The sequence below is a fragment of the Luteimonas salinilitoris genome, from assembly GCF_041300785.1.
In the GTDB taxonomy this organism is placed as follows: Bacteria; Pseudomonadota; Gammaproteobacteria; order Xanthomonadales; family Xanthomonadaceae; genus Luteimonas; species Luteimonas salinilitoris.
In genome coordinates, this window is record NZ_JBFWIB010000002.1 from 661246 (window position 1) to 678558 (window position 17313).

8 protein-coding genes and 2 pseudogenes are annotated in these 17313 nt (G+C 70.7%); all 10 read right to left on the reverse strand.

The features are described 5' to 3' along the window. Nucleotides 1-109: 109 nt before the first annotated feature. Complete coding sequence (locus tag AB5T46_RS06225; protein WP_370562987.1) at nucleotides 110-490, reverse strand: hypothetical protein; 381 nt, start codon at nucleotides 488-490, stop codon at nucleotides 110-112. Between the two features lie 43 nt (nucleotides 491-533). Then, nucleotides 534-2975, reverse strand: a complete 2442-nt coding sequence (gene pbpC / locus AB5T46_RS06230; RefSeq protein WP_370562988.1) for a penicillin-binding protein 1C — start codon at nucleotides 2973-2975, stop codon at nucleotides 534-536. A 53-nt stretch (nucleotides 2976-3028) separates the two neighbouring features. Next, on the reverse strand, nucleotides 3029-7897 hold the full coding sequence (locus AB5T46_RS06235; RefSeq protein ID WP_370563116.1) for an alpha-2-macroglobulin family protein: 4869 nt from the start codon (nucleotides 7895-7897) through the stop codon (nucleotides 3029-3031). Nucleotides 7898-8048: 151 nt separating this feature from the next. Then, entirely contained in the window at nucleotides 8049-10637 is a 2589-nt protein-coding gene (gene gyrA / locus AB5T46_RS06240) for a DNA gyrase subunit A (protein WP_370562989.1), read from the reverse strand. A gap of 544 nt (nucleotides 10638-11181) precedes the next feature. Next, nucleotides 11182-12240: an S-methyl-5-thioribose-1-phosphate isomerase gene (mtnA, locus tag AB5T46_RS06245; RefSeq protein WP_370562990.1), complete on the reverse strand. Its 1059-nt coding sequence runs from the start codon at nucleotides 12238-12240 to the stop codon at nucleotides 11182-11184. Between the two features lie 70 nt (nucleotides 12241-12310). Further along, nucleotides 12311-12877, reverse strand: coding sequence for a DUF3011 domain-containing protein (locus AB5T46_RS06250; RefSeq protein WP_370562991.1), 567 nt, complete (start codon nucleotides 12875-12877; stop codon nucleotides 12311-12313). Between the two features lie 102 nt (nucleotides 12878-12979). Then, complete coding sequence (epmA, locus tag AB5T46_RS06255) at nucleotides 12980-13969, reverse strand: EF-P lysine aminoacylase EpmA (protein WP_370562992.1); 990 nt, start codon at nucleotides 13967-13969, stop codon at nucleotides 12980-12982. Nucleotides 13970-14066: 97 nt separating this feature from the next. After that, nucleotides 14067-14396: pseudogene (locus AB5T46_RS06260) on the reverse strand (BRCT domain-containing protein); the annotation flags it as partial. Nucleotides 14397-14470: 74 nt separating this feature from the next. Further along, nucleotides 14471-16406 (reverse strand): annotated as a pseudogene (gene ligA, locus AB5T46_RS06265) (NAD-dependent DNA ligase LigA); the annotation flags it as partial. 151 nt (nucleotides 16407-16557) lie between these two features. Continuing rightward, entirely contained in the window at nucleotides 16558-17301 is a 744-nt protein-coding gene (zipA, locus tag AB5T46_RS06270; RefSeq protein WP_370562993.1) for a cell division protein ZipA, read from the reverse strand. Between the last annotated feature and the right edge of the window lie 12 nt (nucleotides 17302-17313).

The window sequence follows — 17313 nt, forward strand, 5'->3', positions numbered from 1 at the left end:
GGAATGGACGGCGCCGACAAGGGAACGGACAGGCATAAGACCTCCGAAACGGCCACGACACGTACGCGGCGCTCCTGCGCCGGCGTACTACGCAACGTCGTTTCGGGGTCTAGATCAGAAGACTGCAGAATCGCAGTCGTGGCGGTGGGTCCGAGCCGGTCATCGGCACCTCGGCCCAGGCGGCCGCGCGCGAAACCAGTTGCACCGTGAACAGCGGCATCGTTGGCGCCGGCAGCGCCAACGGGGGCACCGACAGTTTGACGATATCAGGTGCGGTCGACCGGTCCGGATTGCAGTGCTTGTGGCACAGGGTCGGATTGCCTTGCACCTGCTCCATGCCCTTCTTGGCGCATTCCTCGACCATCGCCTCGATTTCGGCAGGCGCCTGCCCTGTCGGGCAGAAATACACCGCCAGCGCCGCCTGCTGGAACAGCAGGCAGAACACCACCACGAGGGCGATGCGTAGGCGATGGCGAGCGCGTCGGGTCACGGGCCGGATGATACACCTTGAGTCGAGATCCCGATCCGGCATCTCAGCGTGCGATCCGGAACCCCACCCGCGCCCAGGCGCCGCCTTCGGCCAATGCGGTCAGCACGTGCTCGCCGGGCGTATCGAACTCGCGCAGCAGCGGCCGCGTGCCTTCGGTCTCGGCGATCCAGCGTCCGTTCAACAGCCACTGGACGCGCCCGCCGCTGCCGAGCGCGCGCAGCGACAGCCGCACGCCGCGACCGCTGCCCGGCGGCCGCGCCAGCGTGGCGCCCTCGTTGACGCCGTCGATGCGCAACGTCGCGACCGCATCGCGACCGTCGTGTGCGCAGTCCGGTGACAGCGGCGGCAGGCTGGAAGCGCGGCGGGCGGCCGCAGGCAGCCATGGCGATGCCAATGTCGGCCAATGCGCGATCTCGGCAACGCGCGCGACGTGCGTGTCACGGCACGCGCCCGACAGCCGCAGGCCGCTGCGCGCGTCGACCCGGAAACGCTCGCGTCCGGCGCTCCACAGCCGCGCATCGCGCTCGGCGAACGTCGGCGGCACCGCGTCGTCCAGCACCCACGCCTTGCGGCGACGCTGGCACAGCGCGACCGGCTGCGCAGCGGCGGACGTGCCCAGCGGCCAGCAGATGTCCTCGCGCCGCACGTTGTGCGGCGGCGGCAGCGGATTGCCGTCGCCGCGCGCGCGCGGCAGCGTGTCGACCACCTCGAACAGCAGCGGCAACGCGGTGATCGCGCCGTACTGCCCCGGCAGCGGCGTGCCGTCGGGGCGCCCCACCCACACCCCGATGGAGTACCGTCCCGTCGCGCCCAGCGCCCAGGCGTCGCGGAAGCCGTAGCTGGTGCCGGTCTTCCAGGCCACGCGCGGGCGGCCGCCGGTATCGAAGGTGTCGGCGCGCTCGCCCGGACGCGGGTTGGAGGCGAGGATCTCGCCGACGATCCACGCCGCGCCCGGCGACATCAACCGCCGCTCGACCAGCGGCGCGTCCGCGGTGTAGCGCACGCGGCCGGCGATGCCCCCGCGGCGCAACGCCGCATGCGCGCCGACCAGGTCCTCCAGGGTCGCGCCGGTGCCGCCGAGGATCAGCGACAGGTTGGGTGCGGCGCCGCGCGGGAACCGCAGTCGGATCCCGGCGTTCTCCAGCCGCGCGGCGAAGCGCGCCGGGCCGACGCGGTCGAGCAGGTCCACCGCCGGCACGTTGAGCGACAACCGCAACGCGGTGGACGCCGCCACCGGACCGTTGAACGCGGCATCGAAGTTGCCCGGGCGGTAGCCGCCGAACGCCTGCGGCGCATCCACCAGCAGGCTCTCGGAATGGATCAGGCCGTCGTCGAGCGCCATGCCGTACAGGAACGGCTTCAATGTCGATCCCGGCGAGCGCCAGGCCCGCACCATGTCGACGTGGCCGAGCCGGGCGCGGTCGCCGAACGCCACCGAGCCGACATAGGCCCGCGCCTGCAGGGTCGCGTTGTCGACGACCAGCAGCGCCGCGGACGTGCGCTCGGGCAGGTTCGAGAAGTACGCGGCCACGCGCTCCTCCAGCATGCGCTGCAGGCCGGGATCGATGGTCGAGGCGATGCGCGCGCTGCGCGGGTCGCCGTCGCGCAGCCGCTGCGCCAGCAGCGCGGCATGCAGCGGCTGCCGCAGCGCGCGCGACACCACCGGCTCGATGCGCGCGTCGTCGACCAGGGCGCGCGACCAGACCCCCTGGTCGACCATGCGTTCGAGCAGCTTGTCGCGCGCCGCCTGCGCGCGTTCGGGATGGCGGTCGGGGCGCAGCCGGCTCGGCGCCTGCGGCAGCACCGCCAGCAGCGCCGCCTCGGCGTGCGAAAGGCGCGCGGCGGACTTGCCCAGGTACGCCCAGCTGGCGGCCTCCACGCCCTCGATGGTGCCGCCGAACGGCGCGCGCTCCAGGTACAGGGTCAGGACCTCGCGCTTGGACAGGCGCGCCTCCAGCTGCAGCGCGCGCAGCATCTGCCTGAACTTGCCGGGCAGCGAGCGGGTGTGCCCCGCGGATGGCGGGGCGAGGATGCGCGCGACCTGCATCGTCAGCGTGGAACCGCCGGAGACGATGCGGCCGCCGCGCACCCACTGCGCCGCGGCGCGCAGCAGCGACACCGGGTTGACGCCGGGATGGCGGTGGAACCAGCGGTCCTCGTAGGTCAGCAGCGCCTGCAGGTACAGCGGCGACACCGCGTCGGGATCGGCCGGGTGCCGCCACACGCCTTCGGCGTCGGCGAACGCGCGCAGCGGCGTGCCGTCGCGCGCGACCACCAGCGTGCTGGTGTCGCGCGCCTTCGGCAACGGCGGCGGGAACGCGAGATCGAGGACCAGCAGCGACAGCAGCGCGGCGGCGGCCGTCCAGCGCAGCCATGGCAGGCTACGGTATCGACGGCAGGAGAAACGAGTGGAGAGGAACGAGCAACGAGTAGAGGCAGGTCGTCCCTCTCGTTCCTCGTTCCTATTGACTCGTTCCTGCTTCATGGCGCCGCGCCCGGGTGCGCTCCTACGCGTAATCTCCACTCACCAATTCCGCCTCACGGCTGCTCTACCGTGATGCGCTCCACCGGCGCGCGGCCGACGCCGCGCAGCTCCGGACGGTACATGTCCTCGACCAGCGGCGGCGGCACCGTGTAGGTGCCCGGCGTGACCGCGCGCACCAGGTAGAACAGCCGCGCAGTGCGCCCGGCGTCGAGCGATAGCGCGGCGACATAGCGGTCGTCGCGGAATTCCTCGTGCCTGACGTCGGCCGAGCCGCCGCGTTCTGTCAGCTCGATTCCCGCGACGGTCACACCGGCCCACTGCCCGGCATCGCCGAGGTTGAAGTTCTCGATCTCCAGCCCCGACGGCAACAGGTCGGTGAGCAGCGCGTCGGGCATCGCGCGGTCGGCGGTGATGGCGACGGCGACGATCAGCGCCTCGCCCTCCTTCAGCGGGCCGGGCGTCCACGGCTTGCCGTCGGTGCGGTACAGCCGGCGCTCGACCTTGAGATCGCTGAAGTCGGGCTCGGGCGCCGTGCGCGACACCCCGGCGACCTCCAGGCTGGCATACATGGGCGCCTCGCCCTTCGGCTCGAAGCGCACGCCGCGCGACAGCGCCGCGAAATCGAAGGTGCGGCCGAACACCCGCGTCTCGGCGACCGGCTCGTCGCTGTCGCCGATCCGCAGCACGCCGGACACGCGCCGCTGCTGGTCGCTCGCCAGCGCCTTGCCGAGCCGCGCCAGCGCGATCTGCTCCTGGGTGCTCAGGTACAGCGCGCCGTTGCCGCGGCGCGCGCCGATCTCGCGGCCGATATCGATCGCGCGCGCGACGTACGCCGGCTTGCCGGCGCCGCGCTCCTCGGTCAGCGCGATCTTCAGCGCCGAGTCGCGCAGCGGACTGCCGTAGTCGCCGAGGTAGCGCGGACGCGCGTCCTCGAAGGCGAACCCCTGCGCGATCGCACGGTCGCCGCGCGCGGCATCGCCCTGCAGGCGCAGCGCAAGGCCCAGGTGCACCAGCGGCAGCCCGGTGAGGGTGTTGCCGCGCTCGTTGTCGTACAACGCACGCAGGGTGCCCAGCGGCGCGCGTTGCACCCGCGCCAGCACGTAGCCGGCGTGCGCCTGGTAGGCGAACTTGAGGTGCTGGCGGTTGTCGCGGCCGTAGAATTCCTGGCCGCCCCCAAGCAGGTCCTCGTTGAGGCGTTCGAGCGCCTTCTGCAGCACCGTCTCCGGCACCGCGAAGCCGGCATCGCGCGCATCAAGCAGGAACTCGGCGATGTACGGGGTCAGCCCCGGGCTGATGTCGCCGCTGCTGCCCCACATCGAGAAATGGCCGTTGTCCGCCTGCATCGACGCCAGCCGGCCGAACGCGCCCTCGACGATCGTACGGCGCTTCTGCGCATCGACGTCGCGGATGCCGAGCATCTTCACCGTGGCCGGGTCGAGCAGCAGCGCCGCGTAGCCGCGGCTGGTGGTCTGCTCGGCGCAACCGTACGGATAGTGCAGCGCCCCGTGCAGCGCGCTGGCGAACGGGATCGGCGGCAGTGCGCCGACGCTCATCCGCGCCTGCACCGAACCCGGCATCAACCCGTCGGCCAGCGACGCGTCCATCGTCACCGGCGCCAGCGGGTCGAGCGCGCGCGTCTGCGCCCGCAATACCGCCGGCCAGCCGGCGCGCACCGGCAGGTCGTAGCGCCGATCGACCGTGTGGCCGTTGCCTTCCACCCGCACCCGCACCTGCGCGGTGGCGTAGTCGTTGCCCGCGGTCAGCGGAAAGCTCAGCGTCGCCTTGCCTTCCGGCTCGATCGTCGCGCTGCGCGCGCCGTCGCCGATCGAGACCGGCCCCTCGCCGTCGACGCGCACCGCGAACTCGCCGGATTTACCGGTGTAGTTGCTGAGATCGAGGGTGACCGTGCTGCGGTCGCCCGGCGCCAGCACCCGCGGCATGCTGGCCTCGGCCACGATCGGCGCGCGCACCACGGTCTCGGCATCGCGGTTGCCGTAGGCGCGTTCGGAATACACCAGCGCCGACACCCGCAGGGTGCCGTTGAAGTCCGGCACCGGCAGCTCCACCCGGGCGTTGCCCTTGGCGTCGAGCTTCACCGGGCCGGCGAACAGGTCCACGGTCTGCACCCGCGCGGTCGGCCGCCGCGCCTGCGGCAGCGCGTCCAGCGCCATGTCGCCGCCGAAGCGGATGCGCGCGATGCCGCCGTCGTAGCTCTCGATCACCCGTCCGTACACGTCGTAGGCATCGATGCCGAAGCGGCGCTGGGCGAAGAAGTGCGCCACCGCGTCCGGCACCGGGAACCGGGTGATGTTGAGGATGCCGACATCCACCGCCGACACCGTGGCGTAGGCCTCCTTGCCGGCCAGCTGCGGCGCGCTCACCGTCACCCGCAGCGGCCGCTCCGGCCGCACCAGTTTTTCGACCGACAATCCCACCGCGACGCGCCGGTCGCGCCGGTCCATCGGCACGTGGGCGACGCCGACCGCGCGCGTCGGCGTGACCTTGCTCGCGGCGCTGCCGCCGCGGAACACCAGCGCCGTCACGTAGACGTCGTGCCGTTCCCACTCCGCGGTGATCGGGATCTCGAAGCTGCTGCCGGGTTCGGCATCGATCGCCTGCACGTACAGCAGCGCGTCACTTTCCACCAGCAGCAGGCCCTTGCCCGGGTGCGGCGGCGTCACCGTGACCTTCAGCGTGTCGCCGGCGCGGTAGCCGGTCTTGTCGAGGGCGAGCTTGACCTTGTCCGGACGCGCGTCGAGCCCCCGGTTCTGGTCGTTCCAGCTCCAGCCGGCACGGAACGGGTAGCGCGTGGTCAGGCCGGTCTCCGGGTCCTGCACGTCGACGCGATACTCGCCCCACTCCACCGGGAAATCGAAGCGCACCGCGCCGCTGCCGGCGTCGACGGTACGGGTCTCGACGTTCTGGAAGCGGCGGGTGAAGTCGTAGTTCCAGCCGCCGTCGTCGTCGTGGGTCCAGTGGTAATCGCGGAGCTCGCGCACCAGGGTGACCTTCAGTCCCTTCAGCGGCTGCGCATCCCCCGCCGCGTTCACCCGCACCAGCTCGAAGCCGGCACTGGCGTTGGCGTCGGCACCCTCGGCGTCGTCGAACAGCGGCCGCACGCCGACCAGCGCGTCGGCCGGCCACATCACCCGCCTGAGCGCGCGGTCGACACTGCGGCCGCCGCTTTCGTACAGGCTGCCGGTGACGACCGCGGCGATCGGAGTCGATGGTTTGGCCTCTTCCGGCAAGGCGATGTCCTGCTGCAGGAGTCCCTTGGCGTCGAGCTCGGCGTCGACGACCTCCTTCGCCTCGCGCGGCAGCTCGACCGTCGGGTCGCCGAAGAAGTAGTCGGGCAGCGACTCGACCGGATGCTGCGCCACCGCCACCGCCAGGGTCGCGCTGAAGCGGTTGCCGGCCGCCGGCGCACCGTAGAGATAGGCGCCGCTCGCGCGCAGGCGCAGCGGCCGGCCCGGGGCGAGCACCGGATCGGGGCTGTCGAGCTCGAGCTTCATCCGCTCGGGCAGGAACTCCTCGATCCGCAGGGTCATGCCCTGGACGGCCTCGCGGCTGCCCGGGTCGGTGCGGAACTCGACCTGCCAGCGCCCGGTGGGCGCGTCGACGGGAATCTCGCGCTCGAGGCGGTAATAGCCCTGCGCCCCCGCCTGCAGCGGGGTTTCGAACAGCGTCTTGCCGTCCGGCTGCTTGAGGCGCACGAACAGCGGCTGCGTCTTGCCGTCCTTGGCCGCCACCGGGGCGCCGTCGCGATCGCGCAGCAACGCCGACACCCGCACGGTTTCGCCCGGGCGGTACAGGTCGCGACCCGACCAGGCGAACACGTCGAACCAGGCCTGCTCGCGTCCGCTGACGGCGAACTCCGACAGGTCGAGCGCCGGCTGGTTGAACGGCAGTATCGACACGTCGCTGCCGCGGCTGGCCACCAGCACGTGCGCGGCATCGAGGGTGTAGTCGAGCAGCGCATTGCCGTTGCGGTCGGTCTCGGCCTCGTAGATCTCCTCGCCGTCGGCATCGAGCACGCGCAACCCGACCCCGCCGGTCGCGCCGCCGTCCCGCAGCGACGCGGTATGCACGAACAGCTTGTCCTTGTAGGCGCGCGCGTGCAGGCCGATGTCGCTGACGCTGAAGAACGCGGTCTCGACCGCGTCGTCGAACGAGCCGGCGCGCTTCATCGCGGCGAAGTACAGGCCGGGCTGCTGCAACTCGGCGATGTCCTGCAGCGGCAGGTGCGTCAGCACGCGCTCGTTGCGCTCGCCGCCGAGCACGAAACGGTTGACGTAGACCGGTTCGGCCAACCGCGACAGCGGCCGCCGGTCGTCGTAATCGGCGCTCAGCTCCCAGCTGCCCCTGCGGCCGCCGCGCTGGTACTGCCTGAAGAACTGCGGCAGCGCGCTCTCGCGCACGCGCAGGAACTCGACGTCGACCTCGGGCACGTTGAGCGACACCACCGGCAGGCCGCGGCTTTCGCGCGCCGGCAGCACGCTGCCCTGCGAGGCGAACCCGACCGCCGGCTCCAGATCGCCGGTATGGATCCTGCGCTCGACCGCCTCGCCCAGGCGGCTGCCGTCGGCGGCGGTCAGGTCGGCGGAGATGCGGACCGTGTAGTCGCGGTTGGCCTCGACGAAGGGGAAGCGCAGCGTCCTGCCGTCCTCGTCGAGCGACCAGCTGCCTTCTCCGCCGACCTTCTCGGCGAAGGTGACCAGCTTGTCGAAATCCTGGGTGCCGACCAGCGGCTGCGAGAATTCGAGCGCGATCGCCAGTCCATCGCTGCGCTGGTCGGGCCAGGCACGGGCCAGGCCGAAGCCTTCGATCTCCTGCCGCTCGGCGTGGATCGCCTCGCCGCTGGCGGTCGGCAACTGGCCGCCGTCGTCGCGCTTGCATGCAACGATCCCGAGCAGCACCAGCATCGGAACGAGGACAGCGATCACGGCCCGGCGGCAAACCGGTCCAACGGCATGCTTGCTCATCGTGCGCGCACTCTTTCCCTGGAGTGGCGTCGAGTATAGACCCGCCGGCGATGCGGACGCGCATCGCCGGCGGGTGCGCATCAGCGATGCATCAGGCGTCCGGGCGCTGCTCGGCCTCGGACGGTTGCGGCGTGGCCGTCTCCGCATCCTCGTCCAGCGACGCGTCGACCCGCTCCACCGCCTGCAGGTTCTCGTCGGCGGCCAGCCGCATCAGGGTCACGCCCTGGGTGTTGCGGCCGACCTGCGAGATCTCCGAGGCGCGCGTGCGCACCAGGGTGCCGCCGTCGGAGATCAGCAGCACCTCGTGGTGGTCGCTGAGCTGGATGGCGCCGACCAGCCGGCCGTTGCGCTCGCTGGTCTTGATCGCCAACACGCCCTGGGTGCCGCGGCCCTTCTTCGGGTACTCGGCGACCGGGGTGCGCTTGCCGTAGCCTCGGGCACTGGCGGTGAGGACGTCGCCGTCGCCTTCGACCACGATCAGGCTGACCACCGACTCGCCCTCGCCCAGGCGGATGCCGCGCACGCCGGCCGCGGTACGGCCCATCGAGCGCACCGCGGCCTCGTCGAAACGCACGGCCTTGCCGTTGGAGGCGAACAGCATGATGTCGCGATCGCCGTCGGTCAGCGCCACGTCCACCAGCGCGTCGCCCTCGTCGAGGCGGATCGCGATCTTGCCGCGCTGCAGGCGATAGGCGAACTCGGCCAACGGGGTCTTCTTCACCGTGCCGCGGCGGGTGGCGAAGAACACGAACCGGTCCCCGGCATACTCGCGTACCGGCACCACCGCCTGCACCTGCTCGCCCTCCTCCAGCGCGATCCAGTTGATGATCGGCCGGCCGCGCGCGTTGGGGCCGGCGTCGGGCAGCTGGTGCACCGGCAGCCAGAACACGCGCCCGGCGCTGGTGAAGGTGAGCAGGGTGTCGTGGGTGTTGACCAGCCACAGGCGGTCGATGAAGTCCTCTTCCTTCGCCACCGCGGCCGAGCGGCCGCGGCCGCCGCGCTTCTGCGCGCGATAGGCGGTCACCGGCTGGCGCTTGGCGTAGCCGGCGTGCGACAGCGTCACCACCACGTCCTCGGGCGCGATCAGGTCGAGGATGTCGAGGTCCTCCTCGCTGGCGCGGATCTCGCTGCGGCGCGCGTCGCCGAACTCCTCCTTGAGGTTGCGCAGCTCGGTGCGGATCACCTCCAGCAGCACGTCCGGATCCTCGAGGATCTCGATCAGGCCGCGGATCGCGTCGAGCAGCTGGCGGTATTCCTCGGTCAGCTTCTCCTGTTCCAGGCCGGTCAGGCGGTGCAGGCGCATCTCCAGGATCTGCTGCGCCTGGACGTCGGTAAGTTGATAACTGCCGTCGACCAGTCCCACCCCGTCCGGCAGGTCTTCCGGGCGCGAGGCCTCGGCGCCGGTCGCTTCCAGCAGCGCGCCGACCAGGCCCGGCGGCCAGGTGCGGCCCAGCATGCGCTCCTTGGCGACCTGCGGATTCTCCGAGGTCTTGATCAGCTCGATCATCTCGTCGATGTTGGCCAGCGCGACGGTCAGGCCTTCGAGGATGTGGGCGCGGTTGCGCGCCTTGCGCAGCTCGAAGATCGTCCTGCGGGTGACCACCTCGCGGCGATGGCGCACGAACGCCTCGAGGATCTGCTTCAGGTTCAGCAGCTGCGGGCGGCCGTCGACCAGCGCCACCATGTTGATGCCGAACACCGACTCCAGCTGGGTCTGCTGGTAGAGGTTGTTGAGCACCACCTCGGCCGACTCGCCGCGGCGGATCTCGATGTAGATGCGCATGCCGTCCTTGTCGGACTCGTCGCGCAGCTCGCTGATGCCCTCGATCTTCTTTTCCTTCACCAGTTCGGCGATCTTCTCGATCAGCCGCGCCTTGTTGACCTGGTACGGGATCTCGATGACCGCGATCGCCTCGCGACCGTTGTCGGTCACCTCGATCTCGGCGCGCGCGCGCATGCGCACGCGGCCGCGGCCGGTGCGGTACGCCAGGTGGATGCCGCCGACGCCGTTGATGATGCCGGCGGTGGGGAAATCCGGACCGGGGATGTGTTCCATCAGCCCGTCGATGTCGATCTCGGGATCGTCGATCAGGGCGATGGTGGCGTCGACCACCTCCGACAGGTTGTGCGGCGGGATGTTGGTCGCCATGCCCACCGCGATGCCGGCCGAACCGTTGATCAGCAGGTTGGGGGCCCGCGCCGGCAGCACCGACGGCTCCAGCTCCTTCTCGTCGTAGTTGGGCTTGAAATCGACCGTCTCCTTGTCGATGTCGGCCATCAGCTCCTGCGCCAGGCGCGACATGCGCGCCTCGGTGTAGCGCATCGCCGCGGCGGAGTCGCCGTCGACCGAGCCGAAGTTGCCCTGCCCGTCGATCAGCATGTAGCGCAGGGAGAACGGCTGCGCCATGCGCACCAGGGTGTCGTACACCGCCGAGTCGCCGTGCGGATGGTACTTACCGATGACGTCACCGACGATGCGCGCCGACTTGTAGTACGGCTTGTTGCTGTGCGCGCCGAGTTCGTTCATCGCGTACAGCACGCGGCGGTGGACCGGCTTGAGGCCGTCGCGCACGTCCGGGAGCGCGCGCCCCACGATCACGCTCATGGCGTAATCGAGATAGCTGCGACGCATTTCGTCTTCGAGATTGACGGGAATGATTTCTCTGGCGGAATCGACCATCTAGGGTGCTTGCATCCTGGCTGCTCGGACCGTTCGCGGACGCCTGCCCGGCGGTTCCGGACGGCTGTCCGCGCGGCCCATCGGCAACGCGTTGAAAAGACGTGAAATCATAGCACGGCGAGCCCGTTCGCGCGAGCTTTTTTCACCTGAAAAACAATGACTTAGCCGCGGATTGACGCGGATGAACGCGGATAGGGCGAACACGCCCGGAAAACGTCCGCAGTCGCGGATGGCTGATCTCGATTCCGCGGTAGCCGACACGCTCATCCATGGCAGCAATCGTTGCCGCCGTCCCGGCGCAGAAAGGTCCATCTCGTGCCGTCATCCCGGCGCAGGCCGAAGTGCCCTTCAACAGCGAAGCTGGTCACGCGCTTCACAACAGCCGCAGGCTGGTCATCCATTTTGCTTTCGAGGCAGCATCAAGATGGATCCCGGCCTACGCCGGGATGACGATGCAGGCGCTTTCCGGACCGGCTGATTTCAGTCTTGTCCGCGTCATCCGCTTTATCCGCGTTCATCCGCGTCGATCCGTGGCTGAACCGCCTCACCCGCCGAACAGCGCCCGCATCGCCTCCGCGTCCGGACGCTCGACGACGCCCTTCTCCGTCACGATCGCGTCGATCAGCGCCGCGGGCGTCACGTCGAACACCGGGTTCCAGGCCCGCACGCCCTCGGCCACCGTGCGGCCGCCGTTCACGCCGAGCAGTTCGCCCGGATCGCGCTCCTCGATCTCGATCGCATCGCCGGACGGCGTGGCCATGTCGACGGTCGACGACGGCGCCACCACCATCACCTTCTTGCCGTGGAAGCGGGCCGAGATCGCCAGCTGATAGGTGCCGATCTTGTTGGCGACGTCTCCGTTCGCGCAGATGCGGTCGGCACCGACCACCACCCACTCGACCTCGCCGTTCTTCAGCAGGTGCGAGGCGGCGGAATCGGCGATCAGGGTGGCGTCGATGCCGTCCTGCTGCAGCTCCCACACGGTCAGGCGCGAACCCTGCATCCATGGGCGGGTCTCGTCGGCGAACACCTTGCCGATCCGGCCCTGGGCGACGCCGGCGCGGATCACCCCGAGCGCGGTGCCGAAGCCGGCGGTCGCCAGCGAGCCGGTGTTGCAATGGGTCAGCACGCCCGAACCCGGCGCGATCAGCGCGGCGCCGAGTTCGCCCATGCGGCGGTTGGCAGCCAGGTCCTCGGTTTCGATCGCTTGCGCTTCGCGCTCCAGCACGGCGCGCCAGTCGTCGCCGGCGATCAGCAGCGCCGCACGCATGCGCGCGAGTGCCCAGGCCAGGTTCACCGCGGTGGGCCGCGCGGCGTTGAGCCGCTGCAGCGCCGGTTCCAGCACCGCCGCGGCCGCGGCGCCGTCCGCCGCCTCGACGGTCCGTGCCGCCAGCACCACGCCCCAGGCGGCGGCGATGCCGATCGCCGGCGCGCCGCGCACCACCAGTTCGCGGATCGCCATCGCGACCGCATCGCTGCCGGCGCAACGCATGTATTCCTCAACGAACGGCAACTTGCGCTGGTCGAGCAGTTCCAGTGACTCGCCGTTCCAGCGGATCGGACGAATTCGGTCGTAGCGTGCGTAGTCGATGGCTTCGGTCATCGCGGAAGTCTAGGGCTTGCTGGCACACTCCGGATAGTTGCCGGGAGATGCCGCCGTTGCGCACGTCGCGTCAGCGCACCCGGAACTCCGCACGACAACCGCCATCGACCCAGATGCCGCCGCGGTCCCAGCCCCAGTTCTGGCGCTGCACGCAGCGGGTGCCGGACAGCTGGCGCACCAGTTGCACGTCGCGGCCGACGGCGGCGTTGCAGCGGCGGTGGCGGTTGTTCTTCGATTCGCAACGTACGATCTGCCCGCCGTCGCCCGATCCGTGCCCAGGACGGCCGGGGCGCCCCGGGTACGATCCACCCGCGCCGAAGACGAATTCCGCGCGGCACCCCTGCGACACCCAGACACCGCGCCGGTCGTAACCCCAACTGCTGCCCTGGATGCATTGCGCCGACGACAGCTGGCGGCCGATGCGGACGCCGCCGCGGGTGTCCGCCGGACAATAGTGGCGGCGATTGTCGCGCGACTCGCAGCGCAGCGTGCCGCCTTGTCCGTAGCCGGGGTCCTGGCCGTAGCCCGGAGAGCCATAGCCGCCGCCGTGACCGCCGTAGTAGCCACCGCCATAGGCCATGCAGCCCGTACCGCCGAGTGCCAATGCGAGTGTTGCAATCCGCAAGCTGCTGTTCATGGCGCGCCTCCTCCTGTCCGATGTTCCGAATCTAATCTAATCGGTGTTCGTGAACGACAACATGCGCGGGCGGCGCATGCCGGCGTGCGCCGCCGTCGCCGTTCAGGCGCGTGAGAACCCGAACGACAGCGTCTCGGCGATCCGGCCGGTGCCCAGCAGCGCCATCAGCAGCCGATCGACACCGAGCGCCACGCCCGCGCAGTCGGAGAGCCCGTGTTGCAGTGCAGCGAGCATCCGCACATCGATGGCGGGCTGGGGCAATCCGCGTGCCGCGCGCGTCGCCAGCTCGTGTTCGAACCTGCGCCGCTGTTCACCCGCATCGGCGAGTTCGTGATAGCCGTTGGCCAGTTCGAGCGGTCCCAGGTACAGCTCGAAACGTTCTGCGACCGGCGCCGGATTGGCGTCGCCGTCGTCCTCGCGCACTCGCGCCAGCATGCATTGCGAGGCGGGATAGTCGTGCACGATGAGGATCGCGCCCGCCGGCAGCTGCGGCTGGATCCGGTGCGTCATCAACAGGTCGAGCCAGTCGTCGCGCCGCAGCCCGGCGGGGTCGATCTCCACCCCGCCGAGCGCGGCCCGCAGTTCGCGCTCGTCGGCCCGCATCGGATCGATGCCCAGCCGCGTGCGGTACAACGCGCGATAGCTCGTGCGTTCGACCGCCGCCTGCCGTCCCGCGAGCACGAGCGCCGCCTGCACCAGCGCCACCGCCTCGTCGATCAGCCGCAGGTGGTCCCAGCCCACGCGGTACCACTCGAGCATGGTGAACTCGGGATTGTGGCGGCCGCCGGCCTCGCCGTCGCGGAACACGCGGCCGAGCTCGTAGCAATCGCCGATCCCCGCCGCCAACAGGCGCTTGAGCGGATACTCCGGCGAGGTGCGCAACCAGCGCCGGCGCGACCCGGCATCGACATGGCCGCTGAAGTCGAGCGCGAACGAGGCGATGTTGGGCTCGCTGTTGCCGGCCTGCGACAGGATCGGCGTCTCCACCTCGAGCACGTCGCGTTCGGCGAAGAACGCGCGGATCGCGGCATTGAGGCGGGCGCGCAGGCGCAGGGCTTCCGGCGTCGCCGAGGGGCGCCAGTCGTCGCTCACGCCGTGCCCCGCCGGGCCGCGCCCCGGCGATGGCGGGCGCACGTGCGTGCCGCTCGCCGTGACGTTCGCACCCGTGGCACACCCGCGCGACGCGACGTCACGCGTGCGCTTCCAGGAATGCAACCAGCCGCGCCTCGTCCCAGACTTCGATGCCGAGCTCCTCGGCCTTCGCGAGCTTGGAGCCGGCCGACTCGCCTGCGACCACGAAGCTGGTCTTCTTCGACACGCTGCCGGCGGCCTTGGCGCCGAGCGCTTCCAGCCGTTCCTTCGCCTCGTCGCGGGTCATCGATTCCAGGGTGCCGGTGAGCACGACGGTCTGCCCGTCGAGCGGGCCGGCCGCGGTGGAGGCGCGCGCCGGCAGCCGCTTCGCCAGCGCCTGCTGCGCCTTGGCCGAGGCCAGGAACAGCGCGGCGTTCGCTTCGTCGGCGAACCAGGCCACGAGCGAATCGGCCGCCTCGCCAGGCAACCCCGCCGCCACATGGTTGTGCACCGCCGCCTTGCGCAGCGCAGCGGCCGATGCGAATGCGGACGCAAGCTGCGCGGCTCGCACCGGGGTGATCTTCGGGATCTCGAGATCGACCAGCAGCGTCGCCAGGTCGAGCCCGTCGCGCAGCTTCGGCGAGGGCGGATGCGTGTCGCCGATGCGCACGCCGCGCCGCAGCAGCTCGTCGATCACCCGCTGGTTGCCCGGCTGGTCGAGGAAGTGTCCGATCGCGCGTGCGACTTCGCCGCCGATGTCGGGCACGCGCTTGAACAGCGGCCAGGGCGTGTGCCGGATCAGCGCCAGGTCGCCGAACCACGACGCCAACGCCTTGGCGGTGCTTTCGCCGACGTGCTGGATGCCGAGCGCGAACAGGAACCGCGCCAGCGTGGTGTCGCGGCTGCGGTCGATCGCCGCGATCAGGTTCTCGGCCCACTTGGTCGCCACCTTGCCGGCCTTCACCGTCTCCGGCGTGGTGCCGCTGCGCTCGTCGGAGCGGCGCTTCATCTCCAGCAGGTCGTCGAGCGTGAGGCGGTAGAGATCAGCCACCGACTCCAGGTAGCCGAAGTCCGACAGGTCCTCGATGTAGCGCTCGCCCAGGCCGTCGATGTCCATCGCCCGGCGCGAGGCGAAATGGCGGATCGCCTCCTTGCGCTGCGCCGGGCAGCTGAGCTCGCCGGAGCAGCGCCAGACCACCCCACCCTCCTCGCGCACGATCTCGGAGCCGCATTCCGGACAGCTGGCCGGCATCGTCCACGGCTGCGCCGAGGGCGGCCGGTGCTCCGGGATCACCGACAGCACCTCCGGGATCACGTCGCCGGCGCGGCGCACGATCACGGTGTCGCCGACGCGCACGTCCAGGCGCGCGATCTGGTCGGCGTTGTGCAGGGTGGCGTTGGTGACGTTGACCCCGGCCACCTGCACTTCGCGCAGGCGCGCGACCGGCGTGACCGCGCCGGTGCGGCCGATCTGGACGTCGATCGCCTCGACCACGGTCGACTGTTCCTGCGCCGGGTACTTGTGCGCCAGCGCCCAGCGCGGCGCGCGCGAGACGAAGCCCATCTCGCGCTGGCCGCGGGCGTCGTCGAGCTTGTAGACCACGCCGTCGATGTCGAACGGCAGTGCATCGCGGCGTTCGCCGACGCGACGGTAGTAGTCGAGCAACCCGTCGGCGCCGCGCACCACTTCGGCCAGCGCGCTGACCGGGAATCCCCACCGGCGCAGCTTCTCCAGCACCTTCGAATGGGTGTCGGGCAACGACTCCCCTTCCACCACGCCGGCACCGTAGGCGAAGAAGCTGAGCGGACGCTGCGCGGTGATGCGCGGGTCGAGCTGGCGCAGCGAGCCGGCGGCGCCGTTGCGCGGATTGGCCAGCACCTTGCCGCCGCCCTCGCGTGCGCGGGCGTTGTAGGCCTCGAAATCGGCGCGCGGCATGTAGACCTCGCCGCGCACCTCGAGCACCTTCGGCCAGCCCTTGCCGCGCAGCTTCAGCGGGATGGCCTGCACCGTGCGCAGGTTGGCGGTGACGTCCTCGCCGGTGGCGCCGTCGCCGCGGGTCGCACCCTGCACGAACGCGCCGTCCTCGTAGCGCAGGCTGATCGCCAGGCCGTCGAGCTTCGGCTCGGCCGAGAACACCGGCTCGTCGCGCTCCAGGCGCTCGGCGATGCGTCGCACGAAATCGTGCACCTCCTGCGCCTCGAAAGCATTGCCCAGCGACAGCATCGGCACCGCGTGCCTGACCTCGGCGAACTTCGACGACGGCGCAGCGCCGACGCGGCGGGTCGGCGAATCCTCGCTGGCCAGTTCCGGATGCTCGGTCTCCAGCGCCTCGAGTTCACGCATCAGCGCGTCGTATTCGGCGTCCGGAATACGCGGCTCGTCGAGCACGTGGTAGCGGTAGTTGGCGTCGTCGATCAGGCGGCGCAATTGGGCGGCGCGGGCGGCTATGGACGGCATAGGAACGAGTGAAGAGAAACGAGGAACGAGTGTGCGCCGGATGCGGCACCGGCGGAAAGGCTCACCCGGAACCCGTCAAGGGAACGAAACGATGCGGACATTCGCGCCTTCCTCTCGTTTTCTCGTTCCTCTCCACTCGTTCCTCGACACATCACCAGCGCGGGCTGCGGGTGATCGGCGGGGCTTCGTGCTGGCGGTCGTAGGCGCGCAGCTCGTCGCGCAGGTGGGCGATGCGCTGGCGGCCGAGCGCGTTGCGCTGCTCGTCCAGCAGCACGCCGTCGAGCAGTTCGGCCATGCGCTGCGCGGTCGGCTGCATCGCGTCCCAGGCATCGAGCGCGCTGACCGGCGCCGGGAGCGTCAGGAAGAACGCGATCGCCGGCGTTTCCAGCGCCTGGATCTCCGACATCTCGAAGCTGCCCGGCTTGCGGATGTTGGCCACGCTGAAGATCGGCCCGCGCTCGGGGTGCCCTTCCACCAGCCGGTGGAACACGTTCATGTGGCCGTAGGTCAGTCCGGCCTTTTCCGCCGCGACCATGATGTCCGGGCCGCGCAGCACCTGGCCGGCGCGCGCGGCGATGTACAGGGTCACGATCTTGTCGAAATCCTCGCTCACCCGGCGGCCGAGATCGGCGTTCGGGGTCGCGGCGTCGCCGACCGCGTCGTCGAACAGCTCCATCTCGGCCTGCACGGCCTCGTCGCCGGGCTCGGCGGACCCCGCCAGCTCCTCCTCGAGTTGCGCACCCAGGGTCGGCTCGGTGCGCTCTCCCCGCTGCTCGGTCTTCAGCCGGCGCCCCTGCGAGTTCTGCCGCGGACGGGTGCCGATGTACCAGATGGCGGCGAGCAGGAACGCGCCCGCCACCAGGATCCCGATTCGTATCAGCCAGTCGTCCGACATCGTCCTCTCCTC